Raw genomic sequence first — 26,623 nt, 5'->3', positions numbered from 1 at the left:
GACCTGGCGCAGGTGCTCCGGGGTGGTGCCGCAGCAGCCGCCGACGAGGGAGAGGCCGTACTCGCGGACGAAGGTTTCCTGGGCGTCGGCCAGCTCGGCCGCGGACAGCGGGTAGTGGGCGCCCTGCTTGGTCAGGACGGGCAGGCCGGCGTTGGCCCCGTCGACGCCGTGAACTCGTCGGCCACCTCGCGGGCGATCCGCGCACCCGCCTCCGACAGCTCGAAGTTGCGCTCGGCGATGTCGTACTCGGCCAGAGCCGCGTAGTTCGTACCGAAGGTGTTCGTCTCGACGCAGTCCACACCCGCCGAGAAGTACGCCTCGTGGACGGAGCGCACGATGTCGGGGCGGGTGATGTTCAGGACCTCGTTGCAGCCCTCCAGCTGCTGGAAGTCCTCCATCGTGGGGTCCTGCGCCTGGAGCATCGTTCCCATGGCTCCGTCGGCGACGACCACGCGGGTCGCGAGCGCCTCTCGCAGGGCATCGGCCCGGGTCTGTGAGTTCGTCGTCATACCGGCCGCTCCAGCTTCGGTGCCAGCAGCCCGGCCGCATGCTCCCCGTACACCGCACGGACGGTGGCGAGCAGGCGCTCGGGCCGGATCTCGTACGCCTGGGAGCCCACGGTCGCCAGGACCAGCGCGGACATCGCGCAGCCGAGCTGCGCGGCGGTCTCCAGCGGCAGCCCCCAGCTGACGGCGGCCAGGAAACCGGAGCGGAAGGCGTCACCCACGCCGGTGGGGTCCTCGGCGTGGACGTCGGGGACGGCGGGGACGGTGAGGGCCGGCTCGCCCTTGCGGTCGATACGGACGCCCTGTGCGCCCAGGGTGGTGACCCAGGTGCCGACGCGGTCGAGGACCTCCGCGTGGCTCCACCCGGCCCGTTCGCGCAGCAGCGCGGACTCGTACTCGTTGGTGAACAGCCAGCGGGCGCCGGTGACCAGGCTGTGCACCTCGGCGCCGGTGAGGCGGGCGAGCTGCTGGGAGGGGTCGGCGGCGAAGGGGATGTCCAGCTCCCGGGCCTGTTCGGTGTGCCTCACCATCGCGCCGGGGTCGTTGGGTGAGACGAGCACCAGGTCGAGGGGGGTGCGGTCATGGGCGCCGCGCAGGTCGATGCGCCCGGCTTCGGCCATGGCGCCGGCGTAGAACGCGGCGATCTGGTTGGAATCCTGGTCGGTCATGCACATGAAGCGGGCGGTCTGGTGCTCGGAGGAGACGTAGACCGAGCCGGTGTCGACGCCGTGTTCCTTGAGCCAGACCTCGTACTCGGCGAAGTCCGGGCCCACGGCGCCCACGAGGAGGGGTTCGAGGAAGAGGCAGCCGAGGCCGAAGGCGATGTTGGCCGCCACTCCGCCCCGCCGCACCTGGAGGGTGTCGACGAGGAAGGACAACGAGACGTGTTCCAGCTGGTCGGGCAGGAGCTGGTCGACGAACCGGCCCGGGAAGGCCATGAGGTGATCTGTGGCGATGGATCCGGTCACCGCGATACGCACGTGGACTCCTGTGAACTGGTCTGATGTCGGCGGGGCGGAAGGTGGCGGGGCAGGGCAGGGCAGGGCAGAACAGGGCAGAGCGGGGCAGGGCAGGGCAGAGCGGGGCAGGGCAGGGCGAGACGGGGCGGGGCGGGGTGTGGGGGGTGGGGATGCCCGCTGGTGCGGGTGGTGCGGGTGGTGCGGGTGGTGCGGGTGGTGCGGGTGGTGCGGGTGGTGCGTGCCGGGTGCTCAGGCGGCGGCGGCCTTCAGCCGCTCGGCACGGTCGGTGCGCTCCCAGGTGAAGTCGGGCAGTTCACGGCCGAAGTGGCCGTAGGCGGCGGTCTGCGCGTAGATGGGCCGCAGCAGGTCGAGGTCGCGGATGATCGCGGCCGGACGCAGGTCGAAGACCTCGGTGATGGCCCGCTCGATGCGGTCGGTGGGCACGGTGTGGGTGCCGAAGGTCTCCACGAACAGACCGACCGGCTCGGCCTTGCCGATGGCGTAGGCGACCTGGACCTCGCAGCGCGAGGCGAGGCCGGCGGCCACGACGTTCTTGGCGACCCAGCGCATGGCGTAGGCGGCGGAGCGGTCGACCTTGGAGGGGTCCTTGCCGGAGAACGCGCCGCCGCCGTGGCGGGCCATGCCGCCGTAGGTGTCGATGATGATCTTGCGGCCGGTCAGGCCGGCGTCTCCCATCGGGCCGCCGATCTCGAAACGGCCGGTCGGGTTGACCAGCAGCCGGTAGCCGTTGGTCTCCAGCTTGATGCCGTCCTCGGCGAGCCGGGCCAGCACGTACTCGACCACGTTCTCCCGGATGTCCGGGGCCAGCAGGGCCTCCAGGTCGATGTCGCAGGCGTGCTGCGTCGAGACGACGACGGTGTCCAGCCGGACGGCCTGGTCGCCGTCGTACTCGATGGTGACCTGGGTCTTGCCGTCGGGGCGCAGGTAGGGGACGGTGCCGTTCTTGCGGACCTCGGACAGCCGGCGGGAGAGCCGGTGCGCGAGGTGGATCGGGAGCGGCATCAGCTCGGGGGTCTCGTCGCAGGCGTAGCCGAACATCAGGCCCTGGTCGCCGGCGCCCTGCTTGTCGAGCTCGTCCTCCTCGCCCTCCACACGGCTCTCGTAGGCGGTGTCGACACCCTGGGCGATGTCGGGGGACTGGGCTCCGATGGACACCGACACGCCGCAGGAGGCGCCGTCGAAGCCCTTCTGTGAGGAGTCGTAGCCGATTTCGAGGATCTTGTCCCGGACGAGCTGCGCGATCGGCGCGTAGGCCTTCGTCGTCACCTCGCCCGCTATGTGCACGAGACCGGTGGTGATGAGGGTCTCCACCGCCACCCGGGAGGCGGGGTCCTCGGAGAGGAGCGCGTCGAGGATCGTGTCGCTGATCTGGTCGGCGATCTTGTCGGGGTGGCCCTCGGTCACGGACTCCGAGGTGAACAGACGGCGGGACATCTCACTCCAGGTGGTGTGGGGACGGGTGGTCGGATCGGACAGGTCGGACGTGGGGGACACGGCCGGACATGGTCTGTTGCCGAGGATCCTGCCGCCCGGTCCTCGGCCCGTCCTTGAGAGCGCGTCGAGCGGAGCTGGCCGGTTCCCCCACCTCCGCTCGACGCGGCCCCTCCCGGCGGGCCCCTGCTACCGGATACGGAAGTTGGCCATCATGCCCATCGCCGAGTGGTCCAGCAGGTGGCAGTGGTAGACGTACGTCCCCTTGTAGGTGTCGAAGGTGGCGTGGAGCTTCACCGTCTCGCCGGGGAACAGGCGGACCGTGTCCTTCAGCCCGGCCTCGCCCGGCGCCACCGGGGTCCCGTTGCGCTCCAGCACCCGGAACTGGACCAGGTGCATGTGGAAGTTGTGCGGGATGATCTTGTTCGCGTTGGTGACCGTCCAGATCTCCGAGCTGCCGTGGGCGATGGTCTGGTCGATACGCTGGTAGTCCCAGACCTGGTCGTCGATGAGCCCCCGCGGCTCCTCGCGGCCGTCCTCGTCCATGGTGAGGACGATGGTGCGCTGGACTATGGCGTTCGCCATGGCCGGCAGGGTGCGCAGCGTCTCGGGCACGCGGCTGGCGTCCGGCGCCGTCCGTACGACGTCGAAGCGCAGCACCTTGCCCACCTGGTCGGGCGTGCCGGGCCCCATGACGTTCTCCAGGACGATCTTCGTACCGACCCGGTAGCGGGAGAAGTCGATGACCACGTCGGCCCGCTCCGCCGGGGACAGCCCGATGGTGTCCGTCGTGAACGGGTGCTCCAGCAGGCCGCCGTCCGTACCGATCTGGATCATCTGGCCGCCGTCCGACAGGCGCAGCTGGAAGAAACGCATGTTGGAGGAGTTGAGCAGCCGGAAGCGGTACTTGCGGGCCGCCACCTCGAAGTACGGGCTCGGGCGGCCGTTGGCGAGAACGGTGGTCCGCCCGAACACGTCGTCCATCACGTAGACCAGCTGTCCGGCCTCGTCGAAGCGGGCGTCGCGCAGCGCGATGGGGACCTCGTACTGGCCGGACGGCAGCGGCAGCGACCGCTCCGTGTCGTCCGAGAGGAGATAGGTGGCCGACAGCCCCCTGAAGACGTGCTCCGACTCCATGTGGTGCGCGTGGTCGTGGAACCACAGGCCGGCGCCCGGCTGCTGGTTCGGGTAGGTGTAGGTGCGCGAGGTGTTCGGCGCGAAGGTGTCCATCGGGCCGCCGTCGTTCTCCGGCGAGACGCTGCCGCCGTGCAGGTGGACCGAGACCGGCATGGTGAGGGTGTTGCGGTGCCGGATCACCACCTTCCGCCCGCTGCGGGCCCGCAGCACCGGTCCCGGGAAGTGGCCGTCGTAGGTCAGCACCTTCGTCTGCGCACCGGGGAGGATCTCCCGCGCCACCTCCTTGATGGTCACGGCATAGGTGTCCTGGCCGCCCGCCGTGGATATCGGCTGGAGCACCGGCAGGGTCGGCATCCGCACGGTGAACGGCGGCGGGACGGTGACCGGCTTGCCGGCGCCGGCGCCGGAGGCCTCGGCGGTGCGGGCACTGAGCAGCGGAGTCAGGCCTCCGGTGGTGAGCAGTCCGGCGCCGGTCGCGGCGACGGCACCGCCGAGCAAGCTGCGTCTGGTGACCATGGGATCTCCTCCTGGGAAGGGTGGGTTCGGGCCGACGCCCGAGAGCGGCACCGGGCGCGCCGAGGACGGCCGGCACCCGGTGTGCGGCGGCCGGTGTGCCGGTGCCTGCGGGCAGCCGGCGGGGCAGTGCCTCGCGTGGCTGTCGCGCGGCGAGTGGACCAGACGCGCCTAGCGCATCACTCGAGCCCAGATGGTGTGTGGGCGTCAGGCGTTGCGCGGGCCTTGCGGGGCCTTCGTAACCCTCCTCATGCGTACGTACGACCGCGTACGCCCGACTCGTGCCGCCGAACCGGGCGGCCGCTGGGGGAGGCTCCCGTGGACCTGCACGACCTGCACGACCTACGCGACTGGCTGCCGCGCGCGCTCACGGTGGCGCAGCGGTGGGGAGGGCAGTTCGGCCCGTACCAGACCCACGACGCGCACCGCGTGCGGCCCGAGGCCTTCGGCGAGGCCTTCGACCGCCTCGCCAAGCGCATGGACCACAACTATCCGTTCTTCCACCCGCGCTACGCCGGACAGATGGTCAAGCCGCCGCACCCGGCGGCCGTCACCGGCTACCTCACCGCCATGCTCTTCAACCCCAACAACCACGCCGCCGAGGGCGGACCGGCCACCACCGAGATGGAACGCGAGGCCGTCGCCGACCTCGCCGCCATGTTCGGGCTCGACGCGCACGTCGGGCACCTCACCACCAGCGGCACCATGGCCAACCTGGAAGCCCTCTACGTCGCCCGCCAGCTCCACCCCGACCGCGGCGTCGCCTACAGCGGCGACTGCCACTACACCCACGAGCGGATGTGCCACGTCCTGGGCATGGAGGGCCACCGCATCCCCACCGACGCCGGCGGCCGCATCGACCTCGAAGCACTGGAGGCAGCCCTGCGCGGCGGCCGCATCGGCACCGTCGTCGTCACCACCGGAACCACCGGCCTCGGAGCGGTCGACCCGGTGCACGAAGTCCTGCCGCTGGCACGCCGGTACGGGGCACGGGTGCACGTCGACGCCGCCTACGGCGGCTTCTACGCCATCCTGGGCCGGGCCGGCACGGGCGGCATCGACCCCGCCCCCTGGCGGGCGATCGCCGCCTGCGACTCGGTGGTGGTCGACCCCCACAAGCAGGGCCTGCAGCCCTATGGCTGCGGCGCCGTCCTCTTCCCCGACCCGCGGGCCGGCCGCCACTTCGCCCACGACTCGCCCTACACCTACTTCACCGACGCGGACCTGCACCTGGGCGAGATCAGCCTGGAATGCTCACGCGCCGGCGCGGCCGCCGCGGCCCTGTGGCTGACCCTGCAACTGCTGCCGCTCACCCCGGACGGCTTCGGAGGGATCCTCGCCGCGAACCGGCGGGCCGCACTGCGCTGGGCCGACCTGCTGACCGCCTCCGACGCACTGGAGCTCTACCAGCGCCCGGACCTCGACATCGTCACCTACTTCCCCACCTCCGCCAGCATGACCCTGTCCTCGATCGACGCGGCCTCCGACCGCCTGCTGCGCGACGGCATGACGGCGGAGGCGGACCCCGTGTTCCTGAGCGTGCTGCGCGCGGACGCGGACGCCTTCGTACGCCGCCACCCGCGCGTGCCACGCGACGCGGACGCGGCCCGGGTGATCCGCAGCGTCCTGATCAAGCCGGAGTCCGAGCACTACCTGCCGACCCTGCACGCCCGCGTGGAGCAACTGGCCGCGCGCGGCCGCACGGCGCCCTGACGGCCACCGCCCCGACCGCCGACGGCCGCAGCCCCCACCGCCCTCGGAGCCCCCCTCCCCGCCCCTTCCCGCCCTTCACGTCTCTTCTCGTCCTTCCGACCGGAGGTTCCCGCCTTGTCCCCGAACGCGTCCAGCCCGACCGCCTTACCCCGGCCCCACCGGCCGTCCGCCGAGCACCTGTCCGCCCTGCTGTCCGCCGCCTTCCACGACGACGCCCTGACCCGCTGGATGATCCCCGACGAGCGGCTGCGAGCCGAACTGCTCCCCGGCTTCTTCCGGGTCTTCGTCGAACTCTGCGCCGCCCACGACGGGATCCTCACCACCCCCGACGGTGACGCGGTGCTGCTGTTCCTGCCCCCCGGCGCCGAACCCGACGAAGCGGCCCTGGACGCCGCCTTCACCCACGCCCTGGGCGAGCACACCGACCGGCTGCGCACCATCGCCCGCCTCCAGGCCGAGCACCACCCGCACACCCCGCACTACTACGTCGCCTTCGGCGCCGTCCGCCCCGGCCACCAGCAGAGCGGCCTCATGTCCGGCCTCCTCGCCGAGATCACCGCCCGCGCCGACGCCGAACAGCTCGGCGCCTACACGGAGGCCAGCTCACCGGGCGGCGAAGCCGCCACCCGGCGCGCCGGCTTCGACCGCCTGGGCCCGGACATCACCTGGCCCGACGGCGGACCCGCACTGCGACCGATGTGGAGGAACCCCCGATGAGGGGAGACGACCTGATCCAGTCGTGGACCAGCAGCCAGGTCGCCCGCGGCGAGGTACCGCCCGAAGCCATCGGACCGCTGCTGCAAGTCCTCATGTGGAGCCGGGACTTCCTCGTCTCCAGCCACCCCGAACTGGGCCGCACCGGACCCGTGTGCCCCTACACCCAGCCCTCACTGCGCAAGGACCTCTTCCACCTGGCCCTGCCGTCCGCCGGATGCGAGGACCTGGCCATGGCCGTCGACTCGCTGCGCACCCGCCACGCGGTCCTGTCCGAGCCGCTCTCGCCCGAGGACCGCGAACTCCTCACCATCCTGCTGGTCCTGCCGGGCTTCGACCCCACGGACTCGGTGGAGCTCGACGAACTCCAGCGCAAGGCCAAGGACGAGTTCGTCGCCGAGGGACTGATGATCGGGCAGTTCCACCCCGTCTGCGAGGAACCGGGCCTGTACAACGAGTCCTTCCGCCCGCTGCGCGCCCCGCTGCCGCTGCTGGCGGTCCGCAAGCTCCTGGTCTTCGACCTCCCCTTCCTGGTGAGCGACGACTCCCACATGGACCACTACCTCCAGCGGTTCGCGCCGGCGCTCCCGGCCCGGATCCGCGACCAGCTGGTGAGCCGGGTGGTGGCCGCCTGAGCGACGCCGCGCCGCCCCGGTGAACCGACGATCGGCCGCGCCCCCGGTGGGGGGCGCGGCCGATCGTCGTTGCGGGGAGGGGCTGCCCGCCCGGGCTAGAGCCGCAGACAGTCCTCCAGGAAGGCCAGGACACGCAGGTGGTAGGCGGTGGCCGCGTGGCCGAGGCTGATGTTGTGGCCCGCCGCCGGGAGGTGCTCCACGGTGACGTGCGGGGCCGCGGTCAGCAGGGCCGCCATCGACGCCGGCGCCGGACCGTCCAGCTGCCACCACGCCTCGTGCTCGGCGAAGGTGAGACGGACCGGGACACGGACGCGGGGGGCCAGTTCCTCGTACTGGCCCGGCCACCGGACGGTCTCCGCGGACTCGCGCGCCGGGGTCGGGGCCAGCAGGGCGCGGCTGGCCTGGAAGGTGCCGCGCGGGTACAGGTTCAGCGGGCCCCAGTTGAGCTTGGAGGCACCGCCGCCGAGGGTGGAGGGGAAGTGCAGGGCCTGCGGGTTGTAGTGGTGGCCGACCCCGGAGGCGTCCAGGCCCAGCAGGGGGACCGCGCCGTCGGTGGCCGCCGTGTGCAGGGCCACCTTGGCGCCGTCGGAGTGGCCCAGCAGGAACACGCCGGCGCCGATGGCGTGCCCGGCCGCGTGCTCCTTGAGGGCCGCGTGGAGGGTTTCCGCCTGCCCGGCCAGGCTCTGGCCCTCGGGCAGCAGGTCCGCCGAGTCGCCGTAGCCCGGCCGGTCCAGCGCCAGGACCGCGTGGCCCAGAGCGGTGGCGAGCGGGATGAGCGCGTTCCAGTACGCCGCCCGCATGCCGCGGCCGTGGACGGCCAGGATCGTGGAGCGGACCTCCCGGCCCCCGGGGAGGGCCAGCAGCCCCGACAGGGGGATGCCCGCGGCGTTCAGGCTGTAGGGGCGTGCGCCGCCCGAAAGGGAACTCATCGCAGGGCCAGCCCCTTCCGTGCGCCCGCCATCGCGTCCACCCACTCGACGGGTGCCCCGGTGCGCAGCAGCGAGGTGCCCACCAGCAGCCCGCCGAACCCGGCGTCCAGGAGCTGGGCGGCACTCGCCGGGCCGTCGATGCCGCTCGCGCTCACCGGGCAGGCGGCCCCGGCCGCACGGAGGGCCGGCAGCAGGTCCAGGGAGCGGCCCAGGTCGCCGGCGCCCCGCTCGCGGGTCCTGATGTCCTTGTTGTTGACCGCGATCACACACTCCTGGGGATGGTGGACCGTGTCGAGTTCGGCCTCCGTCGTGATCTCGACGAAAGGCGTGAGCCCGGCCAGCAGGCACTCCGTCACCAGGGTCCGCATGCTCGACGCCGTCAGCAGCGCCGCCGTCAGCAGCACCGCCGACGCCCCCAGCTCCCGCGCCGTGCGGATCTGGTCCTTCCTGGTGATGAAGTCCTTTTGCAGGAGCGGAAGGCCGGTCAGCGCGGCCACGTCCCGCAGCAGCGCCGGCGAGCCGCCGAACCAGCGGCCCGTCACCACCGAGATGCACGGGGCGCCCGCCGTTTCGTACGCCTCCACGATCGCGGCGGGCGTGCGGCCGCCGAGCATGTCGTAGCCGTGGGCATCGCGCCGTTTCACCTCCATCACCACGGGGGTCGGCGAGGCCAGGAGGGCCTCGAGAAAAGGGAAGCCGTTCCGGTTCTGCTGCGTCATCGCGAAAGCTCCAGCCGGGGAGGGTCGGGGACGGGGGAGCCCGTGCGCCAGGCACGGGCCAGGGCGGCGATCTCCGGGACGCCGAAGCGGCCGGACGCCAGGTCACGCGCCGCCGTGTCCACGTCGATGCCGCGGAAACCGCTGTGGCGTACGACGTCCTCGTAGGCGCGGCGGCTGGCCGGGGTCAGACCGCCGGCCAGGAGGAAGGGCCGCCCCAGCCGGGGCAGCAGGGAAGTGAGACGGGCCGGGTCGAGCGCGGCGCCGGTACTGCCGATCCGGCCGTCCCCGGTGGCGGTGTCGAGGAGGAACAGGTCGGTGCCGGCCCGTTCGTACGCACCGATCAGCGGGCGCTCCACACAGCCGCCCGCCTCGTCGACGTGCAGCACCTTGACGAGACCGACCTCCGCCGGCAGCGCCTCGCGCAGCGCCCGTACGACGGCCGGCGGCTGGTAGGCGTGGAGCTGGACCCAGGCGACGCCGGTGCGCCGCACGATCTCGGCCAGCACGCCCGGGTCGGCCAGGAACGTCACCAGGACCGGCAGGAGCCCGGCCGGACGGGCCGCCGCCACAAGGGCGGCGAGCCCGTCCGCATCGAGTTCCGACGGGCCGCCGGGTACGCCGTGCCAGAGGCCGACGCAGTCCGCCCCGGCGGCCGCCGCCGCCTCGATGTCGCGGGGCCCGGTGGCCCCGCAGACCTTCAGCAGCGTCCGGGACAGCGGGCGGGTGGTGCTCACTTGCCCAGTCCCAGCATCGAGGCGATGCGGTTGTACTGGATCTCGTTCGTCCCCGAGTAGATCGTGCCGCCCAGGGCGTTGCGCACGTCCTGCTCCAGGCCGAACTCCGACATGTAGCCGTGGCCGCCGAAGATCTGCACGGCGGTGATGCTGGTGGCCAGGTTGCTCTCGCTCGTGACGAGCTTGGCGATGGCCAGGTCCACGGTGACGTTCTCGCCCGCCTCCAGTTTCTCCCCGGTGTCGTAGAGCCACTTGCGGGCGGTCTCCAGCTGGATCTTCGTGTCGACGATCTTGTTGGCGATCGTCTGGTACGAACCGATCGCCTTTCCGAAGGACTTGCGCGTCTTCGCGTAGTCGACACACCGCTGCAGCCGGTGCTGCATCTCGCCCACGTTGACGATGAAGGAGAAGAGGATCTCCCGTTTCATCACGTGGTCCAGGACGAGGAACCCGCCTCCGACCCTGCCCAGGACCGCGGTCCTGGGCACCCGTACGTCGTCGAAGAACAGTTCGCTCAGCGGAGAGGTCCGCAGCCCCATCTTCTTGATGGGCTTGCCGGCGCTCACCCCGGGGGTGTTCCGGTCCACCAGGAACGCCGTCGTTCCCAGCGGGCCGCCGTCCGGATGGGTCCGGGCGTAGACCACGATCACGTCCGCGATCGGCCCGTTGCTGACGAAGACCTTGCTGCCGTTGATGACGAAGTCGTCCCCGTCACGCACGGCCCTGGTGCCCATCGCCATGGCGTCGGAGCCGCCCTCGGCCTCCGTGATGGCGTGCGCGCCGATCGTCTCGCCCGAGCAGATCCCGGGCAGGTAACGCTCCTTTTGATCCACCGTGCCGAACTGCTGGATCGGGATCCCGGTGGAGCAGATGGACGTGGTGACCGAGAAGCTCAGGCCCGAGTCCCGGTTGTACTCGCCGAGGCCTTCCAGCACGTACATGGTGGTCAGGAGGGACTGTCCGAGGCCTCCGTGGTCCTCGTCGAAGGGCAGTGACAGGATCCCGGTCTTCTGCACGAGCTTCCACTTGTCCTGCGAGAAGGCGGACTGCTCGTCGAGTTCGATGTGGTCTGCGCTCAGTGCGTCTCCCCACCGCTCCAGGCCTTCGCGCAGATCTGCCTGGTCGGCGTTCCAACGGATCACGAGGGACCCCTTTGATTCGGCTGACGGTTCGGACGGGCGGGGGCGCGCCGGGCGCGCCTCAGTAGGCGGAGGAGCTGTGCGCGTCGAGGCTGTGGACCTCGTCGCCGCGCAGGGCCGGCGAGAACACGCAGACCAGGCGCAGGTCCTCGTGCGGGCTGGCGACGAGGAAGTGGGCGTCGTGCTGGTCGAGGGCGTACATCCGGCCCGGGACGATCTCGTGCGAGGTGCCGTCGAGCTCGATGACCTCGCCGGAGCCCTCGATGCAGTAGCAGGCCTCCAGGTGGTTGACGTACTCCAGCCGCGACTTGGTGCCGGCGAGCACCGTGGTGTCGGTGAGCGAGTAGCCCAGGCCGTCCTCGGCGAGGAGGAAGCGGCGGCTGAGGCCGTTGCCCCACTCGACGGTCTTCACGGACTCGATGTCGCGAACGATCATGGCAATCTCCCGGTGTGAGGTGGTGCACGGATGGTGCTGGTGAGGGGTGGAGCTCGCTTCCGCTGGTAGGGAAGGTCAGTGCGGTCAGTGCGGTCAGTGCGGTCGGTGCGGTCGGTGCGGTCCGTCGGGCAGGACCGAGCGGACGAAGGTGCGCAAGGCGCCGGTCACATCGAGGCCGTCCTCCTGCGCCCGCTCCACGGCGGCCACCGCGGCGGAGCCGATGATCGCGGCGTCGGCGCCGGATGCGCCGACGGCTTCCACGTCCTGCCGTGTGCTGACCCCGAAGCCGACGGCTATCGGGGACGTCGTGTGCGCCCGCAGGTCCGTGACGGTCTGCGCCAGCGCGGCATGGCCGGCGGCCGGTGCGGTCCCGCTGCGTCCGTAGTGGGCGACGAGATAGAGGTAAGCGGCGGCCTGCGCGGCGGCCTGGGCCCGGACCTTCGCCGGGCTGCTGGCGTAGCAGGTGGTGACCACCGGCAGCCCGGCCGCCCGGGCCGATTCCAGGTGCGCCTCGCGCAGCCGCGGGGGCAGCGCGTGCAGGAGCAGTCCGTCCGCGCCCGCCGCGGCGATCTCACCGGTGGTGGCCGCGAGATCGCGGTGCTTGAGGGAGTGGCTCCAGTCGGCGAGCAGGGCGATCCGCAGGTGTGCCAGGTGCGGCCGTACGTCGGCGATGAAGGCGAGTACGTCGTCCAGGTCGGCGCCGTCCCCAGCCTCCAGTGCCCGGCGGGCGGAGCGCCGTACGACGGGGCCGTCGGTGACCGAGTCGGGGAACGGGACGGCCAACTCCAGGCAGTCCACGCCCTCCTCGTCGAGCATCAGGACCAGGTCCCGCAGGACCGGCAGCGGCGGGTCGCCGGCGTTGAGGAACAGCGCCAGGCCGGGTGCAGCGCCGGGCCGCCGGGTCGGGAAGAAGGGTGCGGGGCCCTCTGCCGGCGGCGCCTGGGCGGGGCGGGCCGCCGGCGTCGGGGCCGCCACGCTCCCCGCCCCCTTGGCGGCCGCCGCCGGTGCCGTCTTGGGCCGGGCCGTGTCCGGGGTGTGCCGGGCCGGCGCCGCAGGGCTAGGCATGGGCCACCGCCGGTGTGCGGGCCGCGGACGCCGCCAGGCGCCGGGCGAGGTCGTGGGCCTCGCCGGAGCGGACCGCGCCCTCGGCGAGGGCGACCGCGGAGGGCCAGTCCCGGCGGACGCCGGAGGCCACCACCAGGGCGGCCGCGCCCAGGCAGACCGTGTGGGTGGCCACCCGGCCCGCCGTGCCGGCCAGGACGGCCAGGAAGTGGTCGACGGCCGCGGCGGGCCGGGCGGCCGGCCGCAGGTCCCCGAAGGAGCCGTCGCCCGGGGTGAGTTCGCCCGGCCGGATGATCCGGGTCAGGCAGTGTTCCCCGTGGACGGTGTTGGTGGCGAAGGGCAGCAGCTCGTCCGCGCCGGTGTCGTTCGTGGTCAGCCAGATCCGGCGGCCCGTCGTGGTCGCGGCGAGCCGGCGCAGGGTGTCCAGGGGGGCGGCCGCCGAGACCCCGGTGACCTGGGCGGTCACCGGCAGGTCGGCGAGGAAGGGGCCGAGTGCGTTCAGGAAGCGGCCGAAGGGCTTCAGGGAGCAGGGGGCCACCGTCCGCGCCAGCCGGGTCAGCTGCGCCGGGTAGACGAAGGGCCCGGCGAAGGCGATCCCGTGGGCGGCGAGGGTGTCCTCGGTCTGGGCGTAGGAGGAGGTGAGACGGACACCGAGCCGTTCCAGCAGGTCGACGGAGCCCAGCGAACTGGTGTAGGCCCGCGACCCGGTCTTGACGACCTTGACCCCCGCGGCCGCGGCGACGAACGCCGAAGCGGTGGAGATGTTGAAGGTCCTGGGGCCGCCGCCGGTGCCGACGACGTTCACGGTGCCCTCCCAGGAGGTGGTCACCGCCGCCGCCGGCCGGCGCTCGGCGAGCGAGTCCAGCAGGTGGCGCAGTGTCTGGTGGTCCGGGAGCCGGCTGGCCAGGGAGGCCAGCAGGGCGAGGACCTCGCTCTTGTCGAGCTGGCCGTCGCCGAGCTGGTCCCACCAGGACCGCCAGGTCTCCCGGCCGACCGGGGCCCGCTGCTCCAGCAGGCCGGTGAGTGCGTCGTGCACGGTCGGTCTCCGTCTCGTCTGGGTCGGGGTGGTGGTTGGGTGGTTCTAGGCGGCCGCCGTGCGGCGGGCCTCCGCGATGAAGGTGTCGATCGCCTCGACGCTGCGGAAGTTGTTGGGGTCCAGGTCGGCGTCGCCGACGGCGAGCTCGAAGCGGTCCTCGACCCAGGCGATCAGCTTCAGGACGCCCAGGCTGTCGATGACCCCGTCGTTGAGCAGGTCGTGGTCGACCGCGAGTTCGGCGGCCGGGGTGCCCGGGAGGAACTCGGTGATGACGAAGTTCTTGATGGTGTCGATGTTGCTCATGACGGGATTCCTTCGGCGAGAGGTGTGACGACGGATGCCGTGGCAGATGCCGTGGCGGGTGTCGGTGCGGTTGCGGGCGTGGGGGAGTTCGGCTGGTCGAGCTGGTCGAGCGCCTTGCGGTCGACCTTTCCGGTGGCGGTCTTCGGCAGCGGGGTGTCGGTCAGCGTGAGCTGGTGGGGGACCGCTGCCCTTGGCAGGTGCCGGGCGCAGTGCGTGCGCAGCTGCAGGCCGGTCAGGGTGGCGCCGGGGGCGCGCCGGACGGCGGCGATGAGCCGCTTGCCGGCGATCGGATCGGGCAGGGCCGCGACGCCCGCCTCCAGCACGTCGGGGTGTTCCTGCAGGACCCGTTCGATCTCGGCCGTGTTGACGGCGACCCCGCGGACCTTGACCTGGAAATCGGTGCGGCCGGTCAGGTGCAGGGTGCCGGCCGCGTCACGCCGTACGAGGTCGCCGGTGCGGAACCAGCGCCGCTCGTCCAAACCCAGCGGGTGGGCGGTGAACTTGTCGGCGTGCCGGGTCCGGTCGAGGTAGCCGCGGGTCTGGAAGGGCGTGGAGACGTACAGCTCCCCGCTGCCGGGCCCCTCCACCAGCGCCCCGGTGCCGGGGTCCAGGATCAGAGCCGCTACGCCCGGCAGCGGGCGGCCGATGGGCACCGGCGGGAAGGCGGTGGCCGTGGCGTCGGCGGGCTCGATCTCGTGGACGAAGCTGTCGTTGGTCTCCGTGCAGCCGTAGATGTTGTGGATGCGGGCCTTGGGGAAGAGGGCGGGCAGCGCGCCCAGGGTGCGGTCGGCGATGGCGTCGCCGGTGAACATGACGTGCTCGACGCCGGGGAAGGTGTCGCCGGTCTTGTCGGCCGCGTCCTGGAGCAGTCCGAAGGCCATCGGGACGGCCTGCACGACGTGGACGTCGTGGCGCAGGACCAGGTCGCGCAGGTGGCGTCCGTGGGCGGCCAGCGCCGGGTCGACCAGGACGACGCGCCCGCCGCGGGCCAGGGTGGTCCACACGTCCAGGAGACAGAGGTCGAAGTTGAGGGGGGCGTAGTTCAGGACGGTGCGCTCGGGCCCGATCCCGAACGCGTTCCCGGCCCAGCGGGTGAAGCGGTCCACGGCGTCCAGGCTCAGCGGGACGATCTTCGGCAGGCTGGTGGAGCCGGAGGTGGTGAGCATGAAGGCCACGTCCGCGGCCTCGTCGGCCGGCAGCGGCTGGGCCCGCACGGCCGGGTTGGGCGAGACCCTGGCCGGCTGACCGCCGGGAGCCAGCACCCGGGCGCAGCCGGCCTGGGCGAAGAGATCGGCGAGGAGCGTGTCGGCCAGGGCCGGCGACGGCAGCAGCAGCGGCCGGCGGGCCAGCAGGCAGCCCAGTACGAGGGCCACGGCGGCGGGGGACTTGTCGGCGAGGATACCGACCGGCACCGCCGGGGCGAGCTCCAGGCGCGCGAGGCGGTCGCGTTCGCGGCCGGCGAGCTCGTACAGCTCGCGGTAGCTGGTCTCCTCCCCGTTGAAGAGGAGCGCGGTGGCGTGGGGGCGGTCGCGGACCTGGGTCAGGAACCCTCCCAGGAGACCGAGTTCGACGGCCGGGACGGCCGGGATGCTCGTCGTCATGGCCGGTCCTCTCCTTCCTGCGGCGCCGGCTGCGCGAGCTCGATCCAGCCCGACTTCACGGCCGCGCCCTTCGGCGTCTTGCAGGTGAAGCGGACGAGGCGGGCCTCGGCGTCGGGCTGCAGGAGGATCTCCAGCGGGATGCCGGGCGGCACCGGCGCCGAGAAGCGGCAGCCGAGGCCGCGCACCCGGGCGCAGTCGCCGGCCGCGAAGCGGTCCACGGCCTCCTCCACCGCGAGGGCCACCACGCTCATGCCGTGCGCGATGACGGTGTCGAAACCGGCCCCGCGGGCCGCGTCCGCGTCGAGGTGGATGGGGTTGAGGTCGCCGGACGCGTGGGCGTAGGCGGTGATCCAGTCGGTGGTCAGCGCGTGCACCGCGGTCTGCGGCTCGCCCGCGCCGGCCGGGGCGGGGGCGGCCGGGCCGACGCCGATGTCACCGAACGGCTCCAGCCGGGTCGCACCGACCAGCAGGGCGGAGATGGTCAGTTCCGCGAACGGCTCGGGGCCGTCCTCGCCGACCAGGTGGACCCGCAGGGCGATCCGGGCGCCGCGCGGCTCCTTGCGGACGCCCGCCACCTGAAGGGCCACGCTCACCGTCTCACCCGGCCGGACCGGCCGCACCGTGCGGATGTCCTGGCCGAGGTGGACCACCGAGACCGGTCCGGGCTCGGCGGCGGTCAGCGCGGCGACGGTCTGCTCGGCCACCGTGTGGGCGAGGACGAAGGTGTGGACGGGGGAGGCCTGACCGGGCCGGGCGGCGGGCAGCCCCCGCCGGGCCGCGCCGCGGTAGTCGGTGATCTCGGGCTCGGTGACGGTGAGCGTACGCACGGGGGAGGGCAGGGTCAGCAGCGTCATACCGGCGTCACCACCACGCAGGAGTTGTGCCCGCCGAACCCGAAGGAGTTCGTGATGGCGGGTCCCGGACGCACGGCGCGGGGCGTGCCGTGGACGACGTCGATGTCCATTCCTGGCTCCAGCTGTTCGTGGTTGGCGGTGGGCGGTACCTCGCAGTGCCGCATGGCCTGCACGGTGGCGATGAGTTCCACGGCTCCGGCGGCGCCGATCAGGTGGCCGATGACCGACTTGGGTGCGGTGACCGGCGGCTGGGCGCTGCCGAACACCTTGGTCAGGGCGGCGGCCTCGGACCGGTCGTTGTGCGGGGTCGAGGTGCCGTGGGCGTTGACGTGGACGATGTCGGACGGGTCGAGGCCGGCGTCGGCGATGGCCGAGGCCATGGCGGCCGCGGCTCCCGCGCCGTCGGGCAACGGCATCGCCAGGTGGTGGGCGTCGGCGGTGGCGGCGTACCCGGCGACCAGGCCGTACGTCCGGGCCCCGCGCGCCCGCGCGTCCTCCAGCCGTTCCATGACGACGAATCCCGCGCCCTCGCCCATCACGAAGCCGTCGCGGTCCTTGTCGAAGGGGCGCGAGGCGTGCTCCGGATCGTCGTTGCGCAGGGAGACCGCGTTGAGGTTGCCGAAGCCGGCCAGGGTGACCGGGGTGAGGGTGTGCTCCGCGCCGCCGGCGATGACGAGATCGACGCGGCCGCTCTGCAGCAGCATCAGCGCGTGCCCGATCGCGTCGGCGCCGCTGGCACAGGTGTTGGCGACGGTCAGCGCGGGACCGGTCCAGCCGAGCCGGATGGCGATGTGGGCGGCGGCCGCGTTGGGCATGGTCATCAGCGGCATCAGCGGATTGACCCGGGCCGGGCCGCCCTCGGTGTAGTGGGCGGACTCCAGGTCGCTGGTGGCCCGGCCGCCGACCGCGTTGCCCACCACGATGGCGGTGCGTCCGGCCTCGGCCGTGGGGGATCCCGCGTCACGGTGCGCGGCGAGGGCGGCGGCCGTGCCGTAGTGGGCGAAGGGGTCCATCCGGCGGGCCTCCTTGGCCGGGACCAGCCCGGCGAGGCCGTCGAGGCCGCGGACCCGGCAGCCGATCCGCACCCGGTGGCGTCCGAGGTCGAAGTGGGTGAGCTCGGCGGCGGTGGACCGGCCGGCCCGCAGCGTGTCCCACAGCTCGTCCGGGGTGCACCCGCCGGGGGTGACCACGCCCATGCCGGTGACGGCGACAGGCACAAGCGCCGAACTGCCCCTGGACGGTCCAGGCATGTCTGCTCCCTAAGGCGTGAGGGCGGTCGTCGTGAGAGGGGTCGTCGTGAGGGGGGTCGTCGTGAGGGGGGTCAGATGATGCGGCACTCGCGCGCCGACTTGATGAAGGCCTCGGCCGCGAAGTCGAGGTCGGCCTTGGTGTGCGCCGCGGTGATCGCGATGCGCAGCCGGGCCAGGTCGTTGGGGACGGCCGGGGTGACCACGGGCAGGCCGATCACGCCGTTCTTGCGGCACACGGTGGCGTAGTCGTAGGCGGCGGTGTCCGATCCGGCGATGACCGGGACGACGGCGGTCTCACTGTCGACGGTGCTGATGCCGGCCTCGTGCAAGGTGGTGCGGAACCGCTCGGACTCGTGCTGGATGAACTCCACCCGCTCCGGCTCGCGCTGCAGGATCCGCAGGGACTCCAGCGCCGCGGCGCTCTGCGCCGGGCCGAGCGCGGCCGAGAACAGGAACGGGCGGGCCGCGTACTTGAGGTGGTGGATCAGCTCGGCCGAGCCGGCGACCCAACCACCCATGGACGGGATGGCCTTGGAGAGGGTGCCGAGCTTGACGTCGACCTTCACCTCGTAGTCGAAGTGCTCCTCGATGCCCTTGCCGGTCGCGCCGATGACACCGAGCGCGTGCGCCTCGTCGACCATCAGCAGCGCGTTGTGGGCGTCGCACACCTTGCGCAGCTCGACGAGGGGCGCGATGTCACCGTCCATCGAGTAGACGCTGTCGACGATGACCAGACGGACACCGCTGTCGGGGGCGGCGGCGAGCCGGCGCTCCAGGTGGGCGACGTCGTTGTGCCGGAAACGGGTCACGGTCGCACCGGAGAGCTTGCAGCCGTCGACGATGCTCGCGTGGTCGTACTTGTCGATGAAGACGGTGTCGCCGGGACCGACGATGGCCCCGACGGTGCCCACGTTCGCCGCATAGCCCGAACCGAACACCAGCGCCTGCTCACGGCCCGCGAACTTGGCGACCTCGGCCTCCAGTTCCTCGTGCAGCGGCGTGGAACCCGCCAGCGCCCGCACCCCGTGGTTGCCCGTGCCGTAACGGTCCACGGCGGCCTTGGCGGCCGACACCACCCGCTCGTCACCGGCCAGGCCCAGGTAGCTGTACCCCGACATCATCAACAGGCGCCGGCCGTCCTGGTCCGCGTACGCCGAATCCCGCTCGACGGTGTAGGCGACGAAGCTGTTCTTGCGGTTGGGCTCGTACTCCAGAGACCGGACACGGTCGCGGAAGTAGGCCAGCTTCGGCTCGAGTCGGCTCCAGGCGGCGGATGCGTTCACGTGCTTCTCCCTCGTCGCGATCGTCCGGCGGACCCGGAACTCCATCGGTGCTCCGCCGTAGTTCCGGCGGGGCTCTAGTGGAATTCCATTAAGACTCGGGGGGCGCAATAGCGGCGCAAGAGGAAGGGCATGGCCGTACTCGAAAAGCGAAGGACAATCCCCGGACCTCGGCTTTCATTCGCGAAGGAATGTTTTGCCGGTCGCTGTTGACATGCCAAGACGGCCCGCCGGTATCCTCTGAATCGCACGAGGGGGGACACGGCCGGAAGCCGACCGTTTCGGAGAGTGCATAGTGCTGATCAGACTCATAGGTCTTGTCACGATCGAGCCGGACGGAGCAGCGCCGCAACACCTGTCGAGCGCCCAGGCGCAAGTGGCCTTCGCCCGCTTGATCCTCGAACGGTCCGGCGGCACGGACCGTGACCAACTGGCCGAGACCATATGGCCCGAGGGCCTGCCGGACACCTGGGCCTCCGCGCTGCGCAGCCTCGTGAGCCGCGTCCGCACCTTCGTCACCACGCCGCAGGACCAGCCGGGAGTGACCCCGCTGGTCGCACAGGGCGGCCGGTACCTCCTGCGGATACCGCAGGACGCGGCCGTCGACGTGGAATGCGCGGAGACCGCGGTCACCGAGGCCGCGGAGGCGTACGCGGAGGGCGCCTACGCGGTGGCGCAACAGCTCGCGGCCGGCGCGGTGTCGAACCTGCGCGGCTCGTTCCTGCCCTCCCACGAGGGCGAATGGGTCAACGCCATGCGCGAGCAGCTCGAAGAGGTCCGTCTGAAGGCGCTGGAGACCGCGAGCCTGTCCTCCTCCGCCCTGGGCGACGAACACCACGCCCTGCGCTACGCGGAGGAGGCCGTGCGCCGGGCCCCCTTCCGGGAAAGTGCCTACCGCTGCCGGATGGCCGCCCACACCCGGGCCGGCAATCGGGCCGAGGCACTACGCAGCTACCAGCAGCTGCGCGAGGTACTGGCGGAGGAACTGGGGATCGATCCGGCGCCGGAGACGGAAGCGGCCTACCTGGAGCTGCTGCGCACCCCCGAACCCCGCTCGTTCGCCCCGCGCTCCGCGGCCGGCCTGGACCCGGTGCTCATGGGGGTCTTCGAGATGGACCACCGCGCCTCGGCCCCCCGCCCCTGCTCCCTGGCCGACCACGGCTGCGTCACCCATCCCGTCACCCATCCCGTCACCCATCCCGTCACCTCGTTCCCCGCAGCCTGACCCCTGTCGCACGCCGAAGGCCGCCGCGGACCCCCGCGGCGGCCTTCGCCATGCCCGGCGCCCCCGGCCGGCCCCGTACCACGTACCGCCCCTACCCTCGCGGCGGCCGGGGCGGCCGGGGCGGCCGGGGCACGACGAGTGGCCCCGGCCTCCCCTGGGGGTGGGAGGCCGGGGCCGGGGGAGGGGAGGCCTGGGGGTCAGGTGATGGACACACCGCTGTCGATGCTGATGACCTGGCCCGTCATGCAGTCCTGCTCCAGGAAGAGACGGGCGCTGCGGGCGACCTCCTCGACCGTGACGAAACGGGGGATGGGAGCCTTGCCCTCCATGCCCTCGATGACCCGGTCCGGGAGGGTGTCCGTCATACCCGTGATCATGAACCCGGGAGACAGCGCGTTCACCGTCACCCCGCGCCGGCCGCACTCCGCCGCGAGCGTACGGGTGAAGCCGATCAGACCCGCCTTGGACGCCGAGTACGCCGTCTGCCCGGCCGTCGCGATGATGCCCGACGGGGACACGATGTTGATCACCCGGCCCCACCGCTGCCGCAGCATGTGCGGCACCGAGACCCGGGCGGTGTGGAACGACCCGATCAGGTTGGTCTGGATGACCTGCGCCCAGTCCTGCGGGTTCTGCATCGCCATCAGGCTGTCCTTGCGGATCGCCCCGTTGTTGACGAGGACGTCCACCGGGCCGAGCTCGGCGGAGATCCGCTCGTGGAGGGCCTGGGTGGCCTCCCACGAACCGACGTCCCCGGTGACCAGCACCGACGGGTTCACCAGCTTCTCCCGGACCGCCTCGGCGGCCTCACGGGCGCTGTTGTAGTGGACCGCGACCCGGCAGCCCAGCGCGTCGAGTTCGAGCGCCAGCGCCTGGCCGAGACCGCCCGAGGCACCGGTCACCAGCGCGACCGGGGACTCGGGCCGCTGCCCCGCACCGTTCTTGCTCATGCCGCGACACCGCCCCACTCCATCAGGATCGAACCCCAGGTCATGCCCGCTCCGAAGCCGGCCAGCAGGACCTTGTCACCGGCCTTGATACGGCCCTCCTCCAAAGCCTCGGTCAGCGCGATCGGGATCGACGCCGAAGCCGTGTTGCCGTACTTCTGGAGGTTGGTGATCAGCGCCTCCTGGCGCAGGCCGGTGTGCGACAGGATCGAGTTGATGATCCTGATGTTGGCCTGGTGCGGCACGACGTGGTCCACGTCGGCCGCCTCCACCTTGGCGTTCTCCAGCGTCTCGCGCACCGTACGGACGGTGTAGCGGACGGCGTTGAGGTAGATCTCGTTGCCGTTGATCTGCGCGTAGTGCAGGCCCGCGTCCAGCGTCTCCTGGGTGGTCGGCATCCGGCTGCCGCCGGCCAGGACCTTCAGCGAGCCGGTGCAGGCGCCGTCGGCGCCCAGGTTCCACGCCTTGACCCGGTTCTCCGCGCCCGGCTGCAGGACGACCGCGCCCGCGCCGTCACCGACGAGGATCGACAGGTCGCGGTCGGCCGGGTTGGCCGTCAGCGTGTGGGTGTCGGACCCGATCAGCAGGATCGGACGGGGGTCGATGGCGATCAGCGCCATCGCGGACACCAGCCCGTAGACGAAGCCCGCGCACTCGGAGTTGACGTCGTGCGCGCTCCCCGAGATGCCCAGTTCGTGGTGGACGAACGCGGACGTCGCCGGGGAGGGCTGCTCGGGCGTGGCGGTCGCGACGATGAGGTGGGCGATGTCGGCGCCGGTCAGCCCCGCCTTCTCCAGCGCACGCCGGCCGGCCTCGACGGCCAGGGAGGCGGTGGTCTGCCCCGGGTCGACCGCCCGCCGCTCACGGATGCCGCAGCGGCTGACCACCCAGTGCTCGTCCACGCCGAACCGCTCGGCGAGCTCCGCACTGGTGACGATGCGTTCGGGTACGGACATGCCCCACCCGGTGATGTCGAAGCCGGTCACGTCACCCCTCGCTACGCCTGAGCCGGGACGAGGTCGACGATCTTCGCGTAGACGTCACGCAGCGTGGTCGTGTCGTCGAGGTCCGCGAAGAGGGACTCGTCGGCCGGGATGTGCGGGTACTGGTTCTGGAATCCGTACAGCCACTCCATCAGGTCCAGCGAGTCGACGTCCGCGATGTGCTGGAGCGGGGCGTCGGGGCTGACCTCCGCGGCACCCGAGACGGCCTCGAGCTGGCTCGCCAGTTCTTCGATGGTGGGCAGCGACATGGGGTCGGTCCTCTCTCGGCAATGCAACTCGGCAGTGCGTGTCTTGTTTTCGAGAGCGATAAAAGCCCCGCCCCCGCAAGGAACGCGCAACACCGCACCGGATCCCGAATCCGGGCCCTCTTGCGCACGCCTTGCGGGGCATCGGGTTTTCTCGGTCGCGAATTCGGAAACAAGGCCCGCCGGACACGCAGGAAAGAGGATCAGGATGACAACGGTCGCCCCCAAGTCGGTGGACCCCGAGGTCGATGCGATCAGGCACCACTACGAGGTCAGCAACGATTTCTACCGACTCCTGCTGGGCCCCACGATGATGTACTCGGGCGGCTACTGGGAGGACGGCGAGGACCTGGTCGCCACCCTGGACGAGGCGCAGGAGCGCAAGCTCGACAAGTTCGCCGAACTCGCGAACGTCAGCGCCGGCACCACCAAGCGCGTCCTGGACATCGGCTGCGGCTGGGGCACCATGCTCAACCGCCTCACCACCGTGCACGGCGCGGAGCAGGCCGTCGGCCTGACCCTCTCCCGCACCCAGGAAGCCTTCATCGACGGCCTCGGCAACCCGCGGATCACCACGCTGGTCCAGAGCTGGGCCGACTACAAGGTCGCCGACGACAGCGAGAAGTACGACGCAGCGTTCTGCATCAACGCCCTGGAGCACTTCGTCTCCTCCAACCTGCCGCCGAAGGAGCGCACCAAGCGCTACCGGTACTTCTTCCAGCAGGTCGCGAACGCCCTCAACCCGGGCGCGAAGTTCGTACTGCACACCATGACCGCCGAGGCGCTGCCGATGAACCGCGCGCTCCTCGACGACCTGAAGTTCCTCCAGCGCTCCGAGTTCGAGGGCTGCCACATCCCCCACCTGAGCGAGCTGTCCGCCGCCGCCGAGGGCCTCTTCGAGATCGACGAGATCGTCAACGAGCGCGAGTCCTTCGCCATGGCCTGCCGCGCCTGGCTGGTCCTGCTGGCCGAGCGCCGCGACGAGGCCGTGGCCCTGGAGGGCGAAGAGGTCGTCTCCCGCTTCGAGCGCTACCTCGACATCTTCGCCTACACGCTCGAGGACAAGTTCTTCAACAACTTCCGCGTCACCATCACGCGCCGCTGAGGAGGTCGACGTGACGAGCATTCTTGAGCCGGCCAAGGACGGCGGAGCACGCACGGGCACCGAGAAGGCCCCCGGCGGCCGCGGCCCCACCCGGCACCTGCGGGTCGCGGTCATCGGCACCGGCTTCTCGGGCCTGGGCACCGCCATCCGACTGCTGCAGTCGGGCATCGACGACTTCCTGGTGTTCGAGCGGGCCGACGAGGTCGGCGGCACCTGGCGCGACAACAGCTATCCGGGTTGTGCGTGCGACGTCATGTCCCACCTCTACTCGTTCTCCTTCGCCCGCAACCCGAACTGGAAGTCGACGTTCGCCTCCCGCGACGAGCTGTACGCGTACCTGCGCGACACCGCCGACCGCTTCGGCGTCCGCCCGCACATCCGGTTCGGGCACGAACTGGAGGCCGCCCGCTGGGACGAGGACGAGCGGCACTGGAAGATCGAGACCTCACAGGGCCAGTACACCGCCCAGTTCCTGGTCACCGGCACCGGCTACCTCAGCGAGGCCGCCGTCCCCGACATCCAGGGACTGACGGACTTCGAGGGCAAGATCTTCCACTCCTCGAACTGGGACCACGACCACGACCTGGCCGGCCGCCGCGTCGCCGTCATCGGCACGGGCGCCTCCGCCATCCAGTTCGTACCCGAGATCCAGCCCGAGGTCGCACAGCTGGACCTCTACCAGCGCACGCCCCCGTGGATCGGCCCCAAGCCCGACAAGGCCAACAGCGAGCTCCACACCAAGATGCTCCGCTCGCTGCCCGGATACCAGCAGTTCCGGCGCGGCTTCAACATGTGGGGCCGTGAGATCCTCGCCTTCTTCTGGAAGCGCCCCAAGCTCGCCGAGAAGGTCCAGAAGATGGCGAGCGACCACCTGCAGAAGTCGGTCCCGGACGAGGCGCTGCGCGCCAAACTCACCCCCGACTACCTGGTGGCGTGCAAGCGCCTGCTGTTCTCCAACACCTGGTACCCGGCGATCCAGCAGCCCAACGTCGAGATCGTCACCGACGGGATCGCCGAGGTCCGCCCCAAGTCGATCGTCGGCAGCGACGGTGTGGAGCGCGAGGTCGACACCATCATCCTGGGCACCGGATTCCAGGCCACCGACCGCCCGGTCGCCCGCCGGATCTGGGGCAGGGGCGGCGTCCAGCTGCGCGAGGCCTGGAAGGACGGCATGGCCGCCCACCGGGGCACCACCATCGCCGGCTTCCCCAACCTCTTCATGCTCCTGGGCCCGAACACCGCCCTGGGCCACTCCTCGCAGACCGTGATGATCGAGGCACAGGTCCAGTACGTCGTCGACTCCCTGAAGCAGGCGGACAAGCGCGGCCTGGCCAGCATCGAGGTCCGCCAGGAAGCGCAGGACGCCTACAACCGGAAACTCGACAAGCACCTCGAGGGCACCGTCTGGATGTCGGGCGGCTGCAAGAGCTGGTACCTCGACGCGAACGGCCGCAACACGACGGTCTTCCCCACCTACACCTGGCGCTTCCGTCGCGGGACCAAGCGCCTCGACCTGAGCGAGTACCAGCTCGCTTCCCGGGTGCGCAGCACCAAGCCGGTACCTCACCAGTAGGAGACGCACGAGATGAGCAGCACCCACAGAACGGCCGCGGGCACCCCGGCCGAGCCGTCCCGCCGCCGGGTCCTGGGCGGGATCGCGACCACCGCCGTCGCGGTCGTCGGCTGGAACACCGTGTCCCAGACCTGGGCGACGGCCGCCGAGGCCGCCGGCAACTCCGACGTCGTCCCCGTGCCGGGACTCCTCGGAACCCTGGAGACGACCCCCGGCGTCGTCGACGCCTTCGCCAACGACTTCGGGCACCTCTTCGACGGCGCCGCGAGCAAGCCGTGGGCGGTGCTGCGCCCCGGCGGCACCAGCGACATCGTCAAGATCGTCGAGTACGCCCGCGCCAACAACATCAAGGTCGCCGTCAACGGCCAGGGCGGCACCGGCAACGACATCGAGTCCCACTCGGTCTACGGCCAGGCACGCGTGCCCGGCGGCATCTCCATCGACGCCAAGGGCATGTCGAACATCATCTCGATCGGCAACGACACCGCGGTCGTCGAAGCCGGAGTGACCTGGGGCCAGCTGACCGACGCCACCCTCAAGGTGGGCAAGACCCCGCCGGCGCTCCCCGACTACCTGTACATCTCCGTCGGCGGCACCATCAGCATCGGCGGCATCGGCGGCACCGTCCAGAGGTACGGCCTGCTCTGCGACACCGTGCAGTCGATCGACATCGTCACCGGCGACGGCAAGCTCGTCACCGCCAGCGCCACCCAGCGCACCGAACTGTTCAACGCGGCCCTGTCCGGCGGCGGCCAGGTCGGCATCATCGTCCGCGCCACCGTCAAGCTGATCCCGGCCCCCAAGCGGGCCGTCATCTTCAGCCTGTTCTACAGCACCGTCGAGCAGTACCTCGCCGACTCGGAGAAGGTCCTGGCCGACGGCCGCTTCCAGGTCCACGCCGGCGAGATGCTGCGCACCCCGGACAACTCCGGCTGGCGCTACAAGCTGGAGGTCGGCGCCACCTACAACACGACGCCGCCCAACCGCACCAAGCTGCTGTGCGACCTCAAGGACGTCCGCGCGGACGCGGTCATCGAGGACGTCTCCTTCCGGGACTACATGTTCCGCCTCGACGCCTACGAGGCCGTCCTGAAGGAAGGCGGCCACTGGTACACGCCCAAGCCCTGGCTGAGCATGTTCCTGCCCGCCTCGAAGACCAAGGCGTTCATGAAGCGCGTCGAGCAGGAGCTGGACGACAGCTCCCTCGGCGGCGGGTTCCTGCTCTTCTACCCGTTCCACACGTCGAAGATCAAGCGGCCGCTGGCGATGATGCCCAACGAGTCCGTGGCCTACCTCTTCGACCTGCTGCGCTTCCCCAACCCGGGTGAACCCAACATCCAGGGCATGATCGACCAGAACCGCCGCCTGTACGACATCGCGGTCGCCAGCGGCGCCAAGCGCTACCTGGTCGGCTCGATCCCGATGACGGGCGCCGACTGGCAGAAGCACTTCGGCACCCGCTGGAGCGGCTTCGTCAACGCCAAGCGGAAGTTCGACCCCAACAACATCTTCACGCCCGGCCAGGGCTTCTTCGCCTGACGGCAAGCCGGCC

Annotated in this window: 25 protein-coding genes and 1 pseudogene; 7 read left to right on the top strand and 19 right to left on the bottom strand. The window is 71.5% G+C overall.

The features are described 5' to 3' along the window. The 4 genes and pseudogenes from IF88_RS0133230 to IF88_RS0133215 form a co-directional block, all read right to left on the bottom strand. Positions 1-509, bottom strand: a pseudogene (locus tag IF88_RS0133230) (homocysteine S-methyltransferase family protein); the annotation flags it as partial. Continuing rightward, on the bottom strand, positions 506-1,486 hold the full coding sequence (locus tag IF88_RS0133225) for a carbohydrate kinase family protein (RefSeq protein WP_030721077.1): 981 nt from the start codon (positions 1,484-1,486) through the stop codon (positions 506-508). The gene IF88_RS0133225 and the pseudogene IF88_RS0133230, both read right to left, overlap by 4 nt. Positions 1,487-1,714: 228 nt before the next feature. Further along, positions 1,715-2,920 (bottom strand): methionine adenosyltransferase, encoded by a 1,206-nt coding sequence (gene metK, locus IF88_RS0133220; protein WP_030721075.1) that lies wholly within the window; start codon positions 2,918-2,920, stop codon positions 1,715-1,717. Positions 2,921-3,106: 186 nt separating this feature from the next. After that, entirely contained in the window at positions 3,107-4,570 is a 1,464-nt protein-coding gene (locus IF88_RS0133215) for a multicopper oxidase family protein (RefSeq protein WP_030721071.1), read from the bottom strand. Between the two features lie 315 nt (positions 4,571-4,885). Here IF88_RS0133215 and IF88_RS0133210 point away from each other — a divergent pair, with 315 nt between their 5' ends. The 3 genes from IF88_RS0133210 (at position 4,886) to IF88_RS0133200 (ending at position 7,629) form a co-directional block, all read left to right on the top strand. After that, entirely contained in the window at positions 4,886-6,280 is a 1,395-nt protein-coding gene (locus IF88_RS0133210; protein ID WP_420711022.1) for a pyridoxal phosphate-dependent decarboxylase family protein, read from the top strand. A gap of 114 nt (positions 6,281-6,394) precedes the next feature. After that, a complete protein-coding gene (locus IF88_RS0133205; protein WP_051837971.1) occupies positions 6,395-6,997 on the top strand; it encodes a GNAT family N-acetyltransferase in 603 nt (200 codons plus the stop codon). Beyond that, positions 6,994-7,629 carry a DUF6875 domain-containing protein gene (locus IF88_RS0133200; RefSeq protein WP_030721064.1) on the top strand — a complete coding sequence of 212 codons (636 nt, stop codon included), beginning with the start codon at positions 6,994-6,996 and terminating at the stop codon, positions 7,627-7,629. Before IF88_RS0133205 ends, IF88_RS0133200 begins: the two co-directional genes overlap by 4 nt. 95 nt (positions 7,630-7,724) lie before the next feature. On the opposite strand, the gene IF88_RS0133195 is transcribed toward IF88_RS0133200, so the two are convergent. The 12 genes from IF88_RS0133195 to IF88_RS0133140 form a co-directional block, all read right to left on the bottom strand. Then, positions 7,725-8,558 carry an alpha/beta hydrolase gene (locus IF88_RS0133195; protein ID WP_030721062.1) on the bottom strand — a complete coding sequence of 278 codons (834 nt, stop codon included), beginning with the start codon at positions 8,556-8,558 and terminating at the stop codon, positions 7,725-7,727. Beyond that, the gene (locus IF88_RS0133190) at positions 8,555-9,277 is read right to left on the bottom strand and encodes an indole-3-glycerol-phosphate synthase (protein WP_030721060.1); all 723 of its coding nucleotides are present in this window, start codon (positions 9,275-9,277) and stop codon (positions 8,555-8,557) included. The genes IF88_RS0133195 and IF88_RS0133190 overlap by 4 nt, the downstream gene beginning before the upstream one ends. Then, positions 9,274-10,011: an N-(5'-phosphoribosyl)anthranilate isomerase gene (locus IF88_RS0133185; protein ID WP_234323778.1), complete on the bottom strand. Its 738-nt coding sequence runs from the start codon at positions 10,009-10,011 to the stop codon at positions 9,274-9,276. Before IF88_RS0133185 ends, IF88_RS0133190 begins: the two co-directional genes overlap by 4 nt. Beyond that, positions 10,008-11,153, bottom strand: coding sequence for an acyl-CoA dehydrogenase family protein (locus IF88_RS0133180; protein ID WP_030721057.1), 1,146 nt, complete (start codon positions 11,151-11,153; stop codon positions 10,008-10,010). Before IF88_RS0133180 ends, IF88_RS0133185 begins: the two co-directional genes overlap by 4 nt. A 58-nt stretch (positions 11,154-11,211) precedes the next feature. Beyond that, positions 11,212-11,586, bottom strand: a complete 375-nt coding sequence (locus tag IF88_RS0133175; protein WP_030721055.1) for an ectoine synthase — start codon at positions 11,584-11,586, stop codon at positions 11,212-11,214. 93 nt (positions 11,587-11,679) lie between these two features. Continuing rightward, positions 11,680-12,651 carry a tryptophan synthase subunit alpha gene (gene trpA / locus IF88_RS0133170; protein WP_078893296.1) on the bottom strand — a complete coding sequence of 324 codons (972 nt, stop codon included), beginning with the start codon at positions 12,649-12,651 and terminating at the stop codon, positions 11,680-11,682. After that, positions 12,644-13,684: an anthranilate phosphoribosyltransferase gene (locus tag IF88_RS0133165; protein ID WP_030721050.1), complete on the bottom strand. Its 1,041-nt coding sequence runs from the start codon at positions 13,682-13,684 to the stop codon at positions 12,644-12,646. The genes trpA and IF88_RS0133165 overlap by 8 nt, the downstream gene beginning before the upstream one ends. 45 nt (positions 13,685-13,729) lie before the next feature. Then, positions 13,730-13,987, bottom strand: a complete 258-nt coding sequence (locus IF88_RS0133160) for a phosphopantetheine-binding protein (RefSeq protein WP_030721047.1) — start codon at positions 13,985-13,987, stop codon at positions 13,730-13,732. Further along, complete coding sequence (locus tag IF88_RS0133155; RefSeq protein ID WP_063754871.1) at positions 13,984-15,588, bottom strand: AMP-binding protein; 1,605 nt, start codon at positions 15,586-15,588, stop codon at positions 13,984-13,986. The genes IF88_RS0133160 and IF88_RS0133155 overlap by 4 nt, the downstream gene beginning before the upstream one ends. After that, positions 15,585-16,442 (bottom strand): MaoC/PaaZ C-terminal domain-containing protein, encoded by an 858-nt coding sequence (locus IF88_RS0133150; RefSeq protein ID WP_051837965.1) that lies wholly within the window; start codon positions 16,440-16,442, stop codon positions 15,585-15,587. The genes IF88_RS0133155 and IF88_RS0133150 overlap by 4 nt, the downstream gene beginning before the upstream one ends. Then, the gene (locus tag IF88_RS0133145) at positions 16,439-17,692 is read right to left on the bottom strand and encodes a beta-ketoacyl-[acyl-carrier-protein] synthase family protein (RefSeq protein WP_030721038.1); all 1,254 of its coding nucleotides are present in this window, start codon (positions 17,690-17,692) and stop codon (positions 16,439-16,441) included. The genes IF88_RS0133150 and IF88_RS0133145 overlap by 4 nt, the downstream gene beginning before the upstream one ends. A 71-nt stretch (positions 17,693-17,763) precedes the next feature. Beyond that, entirely contained in the window at positions 17,764-18,975 is a 1,212-nt protein-coding gene (locus IF88_RS0133140) for an aminotransferase class I/II-fold pyridoxal phosphate-dependent enzyme (protein WP_030721035.1), read from the bottom strand. Positions 18,976-19,267: 292 nt separating this feature from the next. Between IF88_RS0133140 and IF88_RS0133135 the strand changes: the two genes are divergently transcribed. Continuing rightward, positions 19,268-20,197: an AfsR/SARP family transcriptional regulator gene (locus tag IF88_RS0133135; protein WP_078893295.1), complete on the top strand. Its 930-nt coding sequence runs from the start codon at positions 19,268-19,270 to the stop codon at positions 20,195-20,197. Positions 20,198-20,394: 197 nt separating this feature from the next. Here the strand turns inward: IF88_RS0133135 and IF88_RS0133130 are convergent, their stop codons facing one another. From IF88_RS0133130 to IF88_RS0133120, 3 genes are read right to left on the bottom strand one after another with little or no spacing between them, the layout of a single operon-like run. Further along, on the bottom strand, positions 20,395-21,147 hold the full coding sequence (locus IF88_RS0133130) for an SDR family NAD(P)-dependent oxidoreductase (RefSeq protein ID WP_030721029.1): 753 nt from the start codon (positions 21,145-21,147) through the stop codon (positions 20,395-20,397). Next, a complete protein-coding gene (locus tag IF88_RS0133125) occupies positions 21,144-22,130 on the bottom strand; it encodes a 3-oxoacyl-ACP synthase III family protein (protein ID WP_030721026.1) in 987 nt (328 codons plus the stop codon). The genes IF88_RS0133130 and IF88_RS0133125 overlap by 4 nt, the downstream gene beginning before the upstream one ends. 11 nt (positions 22,131-22,141) lie before the next feature. Next, complete coding sequence (locus IF88_RS0133120) at positions 22,142-22,396, bottom strand: hypothetical protein (protein WP_030390264.1); 255 nt, start codon at positions 22,394-22,396, stop codon at positions 22,142-22,144. Between the two features lie 205 nt (positions 22,397-22,601). Between IF88_RS0133120 and IF88_RS0133115 the strand changes: the two genes are divergently transcribed. From IF88_RS0133115 to IF88_RS0133105, 3 genes are read left to right on the top strand one after another with little or no spacing between them, the layout of a single operon-like run. Beyond that, positions 22,602-23,498 carry a class I SAM-dependent methyltransferase gene (locus tag IF88_RS0133115; RefSeq protein WP_030721023.1) on the top strand — a complete coding sequence of 299 codons (897 nt, stop codon included), beginning with the start codon at positions 22,602-22,604 and terminating at the stop codon, positions 23,496-23,498. A gap of 10 nt (positions 23,499-23,508) precedes the next feature. Next, positions 23,509-25,071 (top strand): flavin-containing monooxygenase, encoded by a 1,563-nt coding sequence (locus IF88_RS0133110; protein ID WP_030721020.1) that lies wholly within the window; start codon positions 23,509-23,511, stop codon positions 25,069-25,071. 12 nt (positions 25,072-25,083) lie between these two features. Beyond that, positions 25,084-26,610 carry an FAD-binding protein gene (locus IF88_RS0133105; protein WP_037807943.1) on the top strand — a complete coding sequence of 509 codons (1,527 nt, stop codon included), beginning with the start codon at positions 25,084-25,086 and terminating at the stop codon, positions 26,608-26,610. Positions 26,611-26,623 lie beyond the last annotated feature (13 nt).

This window comes from Streptomyces sp. NRRL F-2580, assembly GCF_000720115.1.
In the GTDB taxonomy this organism is placed as follows: Bacteria; Actinomycetota; Actinomycetes; order Streptomycetales; family Streptomycetaceae; genus Streptomyces.
The sequence above is the reverse complement of the archived record's forward strand: the minus strand, read 5'-3'. Positions and strand labels throughout refer to the sequence as shown.

Bases quoted from the DNA above. Each gene is read 5' to 3' on its own strand.
- metK (WP_030721075.1), bottom strand. From the start codon at position 2,920: ATGTCCCGCCGTCTGTTCACCTCGGAGTCCGTGACCGAGGGCCACCCC.
- IF88_RS0133215 (WP_030721071.1), bottom strand. From the start codon at position 4,570: ATGGTCACCAGACGCAGCTTGCTCGGCGGTGCCGTCGCCGCGACCGGC.
- IF88_RS0133200 (WP_030721064.1), top strand. From the start codon at position 6,994: ATGAGGGGAGACGACCTGATCCAGTCGTGGACCAGCAGCCAGGTCGCC.
- IF88_RS0133195 (WP_030721062.1), bottom strand. From the start codon at position 8,558: ATGAGTTCCCTTTCGGGCGGCGCACGCCCCTACAGCCTGAACGCCGCG.
- IF88_RS0133190 (WP_030721060.1), bottom strand. From the start codon at position 9,277: ATGACGCAGCAGAACCGGAACGGCTTCCCTTTTCTCGAGGCCCTCCTG.
- IF88_RS0133175 (WP_030721055.1), bottom strand. From the start codon at position 11,586: ATGATCGTTCGCGACATCGAGTCCGTGAAGACCGTCGAGTGGGGCAAC.
- trpA (WP_078893296.1), bottom strand. From the start codon at position 12,651: ATGCCTAGCCCTGCGGCGCCGGCCCGGCACACCCCGGACACGGCCCGG.
- IF88_RS0133160 (WP_030721047.1), bottom strand. From the start codon at position 13,987: ATGAGCAACATCGACACCATCAAGAACTTCGTCATCACCGAGTTCCTC.
- IF88_RS0133155 (WP_063754871.1), bottom strand. From the start codon at position 15,588: ATGACGACGAGCATCCCGGCCGTCCCGGCCGTCGAACTCGGTCTCCTG.
- IF88_RS0133150 (WP_051837965.1), bottom strand. From the start codon at position 16,442: ATGACGCTGCTGACCCTGCCCTCCCCCGTGCGTACGCTCACCGTCACC.
- IF88_RS0133145 (WP_030721038.1), bottom strand. From the start codon at position 17,692: ATGCCTGGACCGTCCAGGGGCAGTTCGGCGCTTGTGCCTGTCGCCGTC.
- IF88_RS0133130 (WP_030721029.1), bottom strand. From the start codon at position 21,147: ATGAGCAAGAACGGTGCGGGGCAGCGGCCCGAGTCCCCGGTCGCGCTG.
- IF88_RS0133120 (WP_030390264.1), bottom strand. From the start codon at position 22,396: ATGTCGCTGCCCACCATCGAAGAACTGGCGAGCCAGCTCGAGGCCGTC.
- IF88_RS0133115 (WP_030721023.1), top strand. From the start codon at position 22,602: ATGACAACGGTCGCCCCCAAGTCGGTGGACCCCGAGGTCGATGCGATC.
- IF88_RS0133105 (WP_037807943.1), top strand. From the start codon at position 25,084: ATGAGCAGCACCCACAGAACGGCCGCGGGCACCCCGGCCGAGCCGTCC.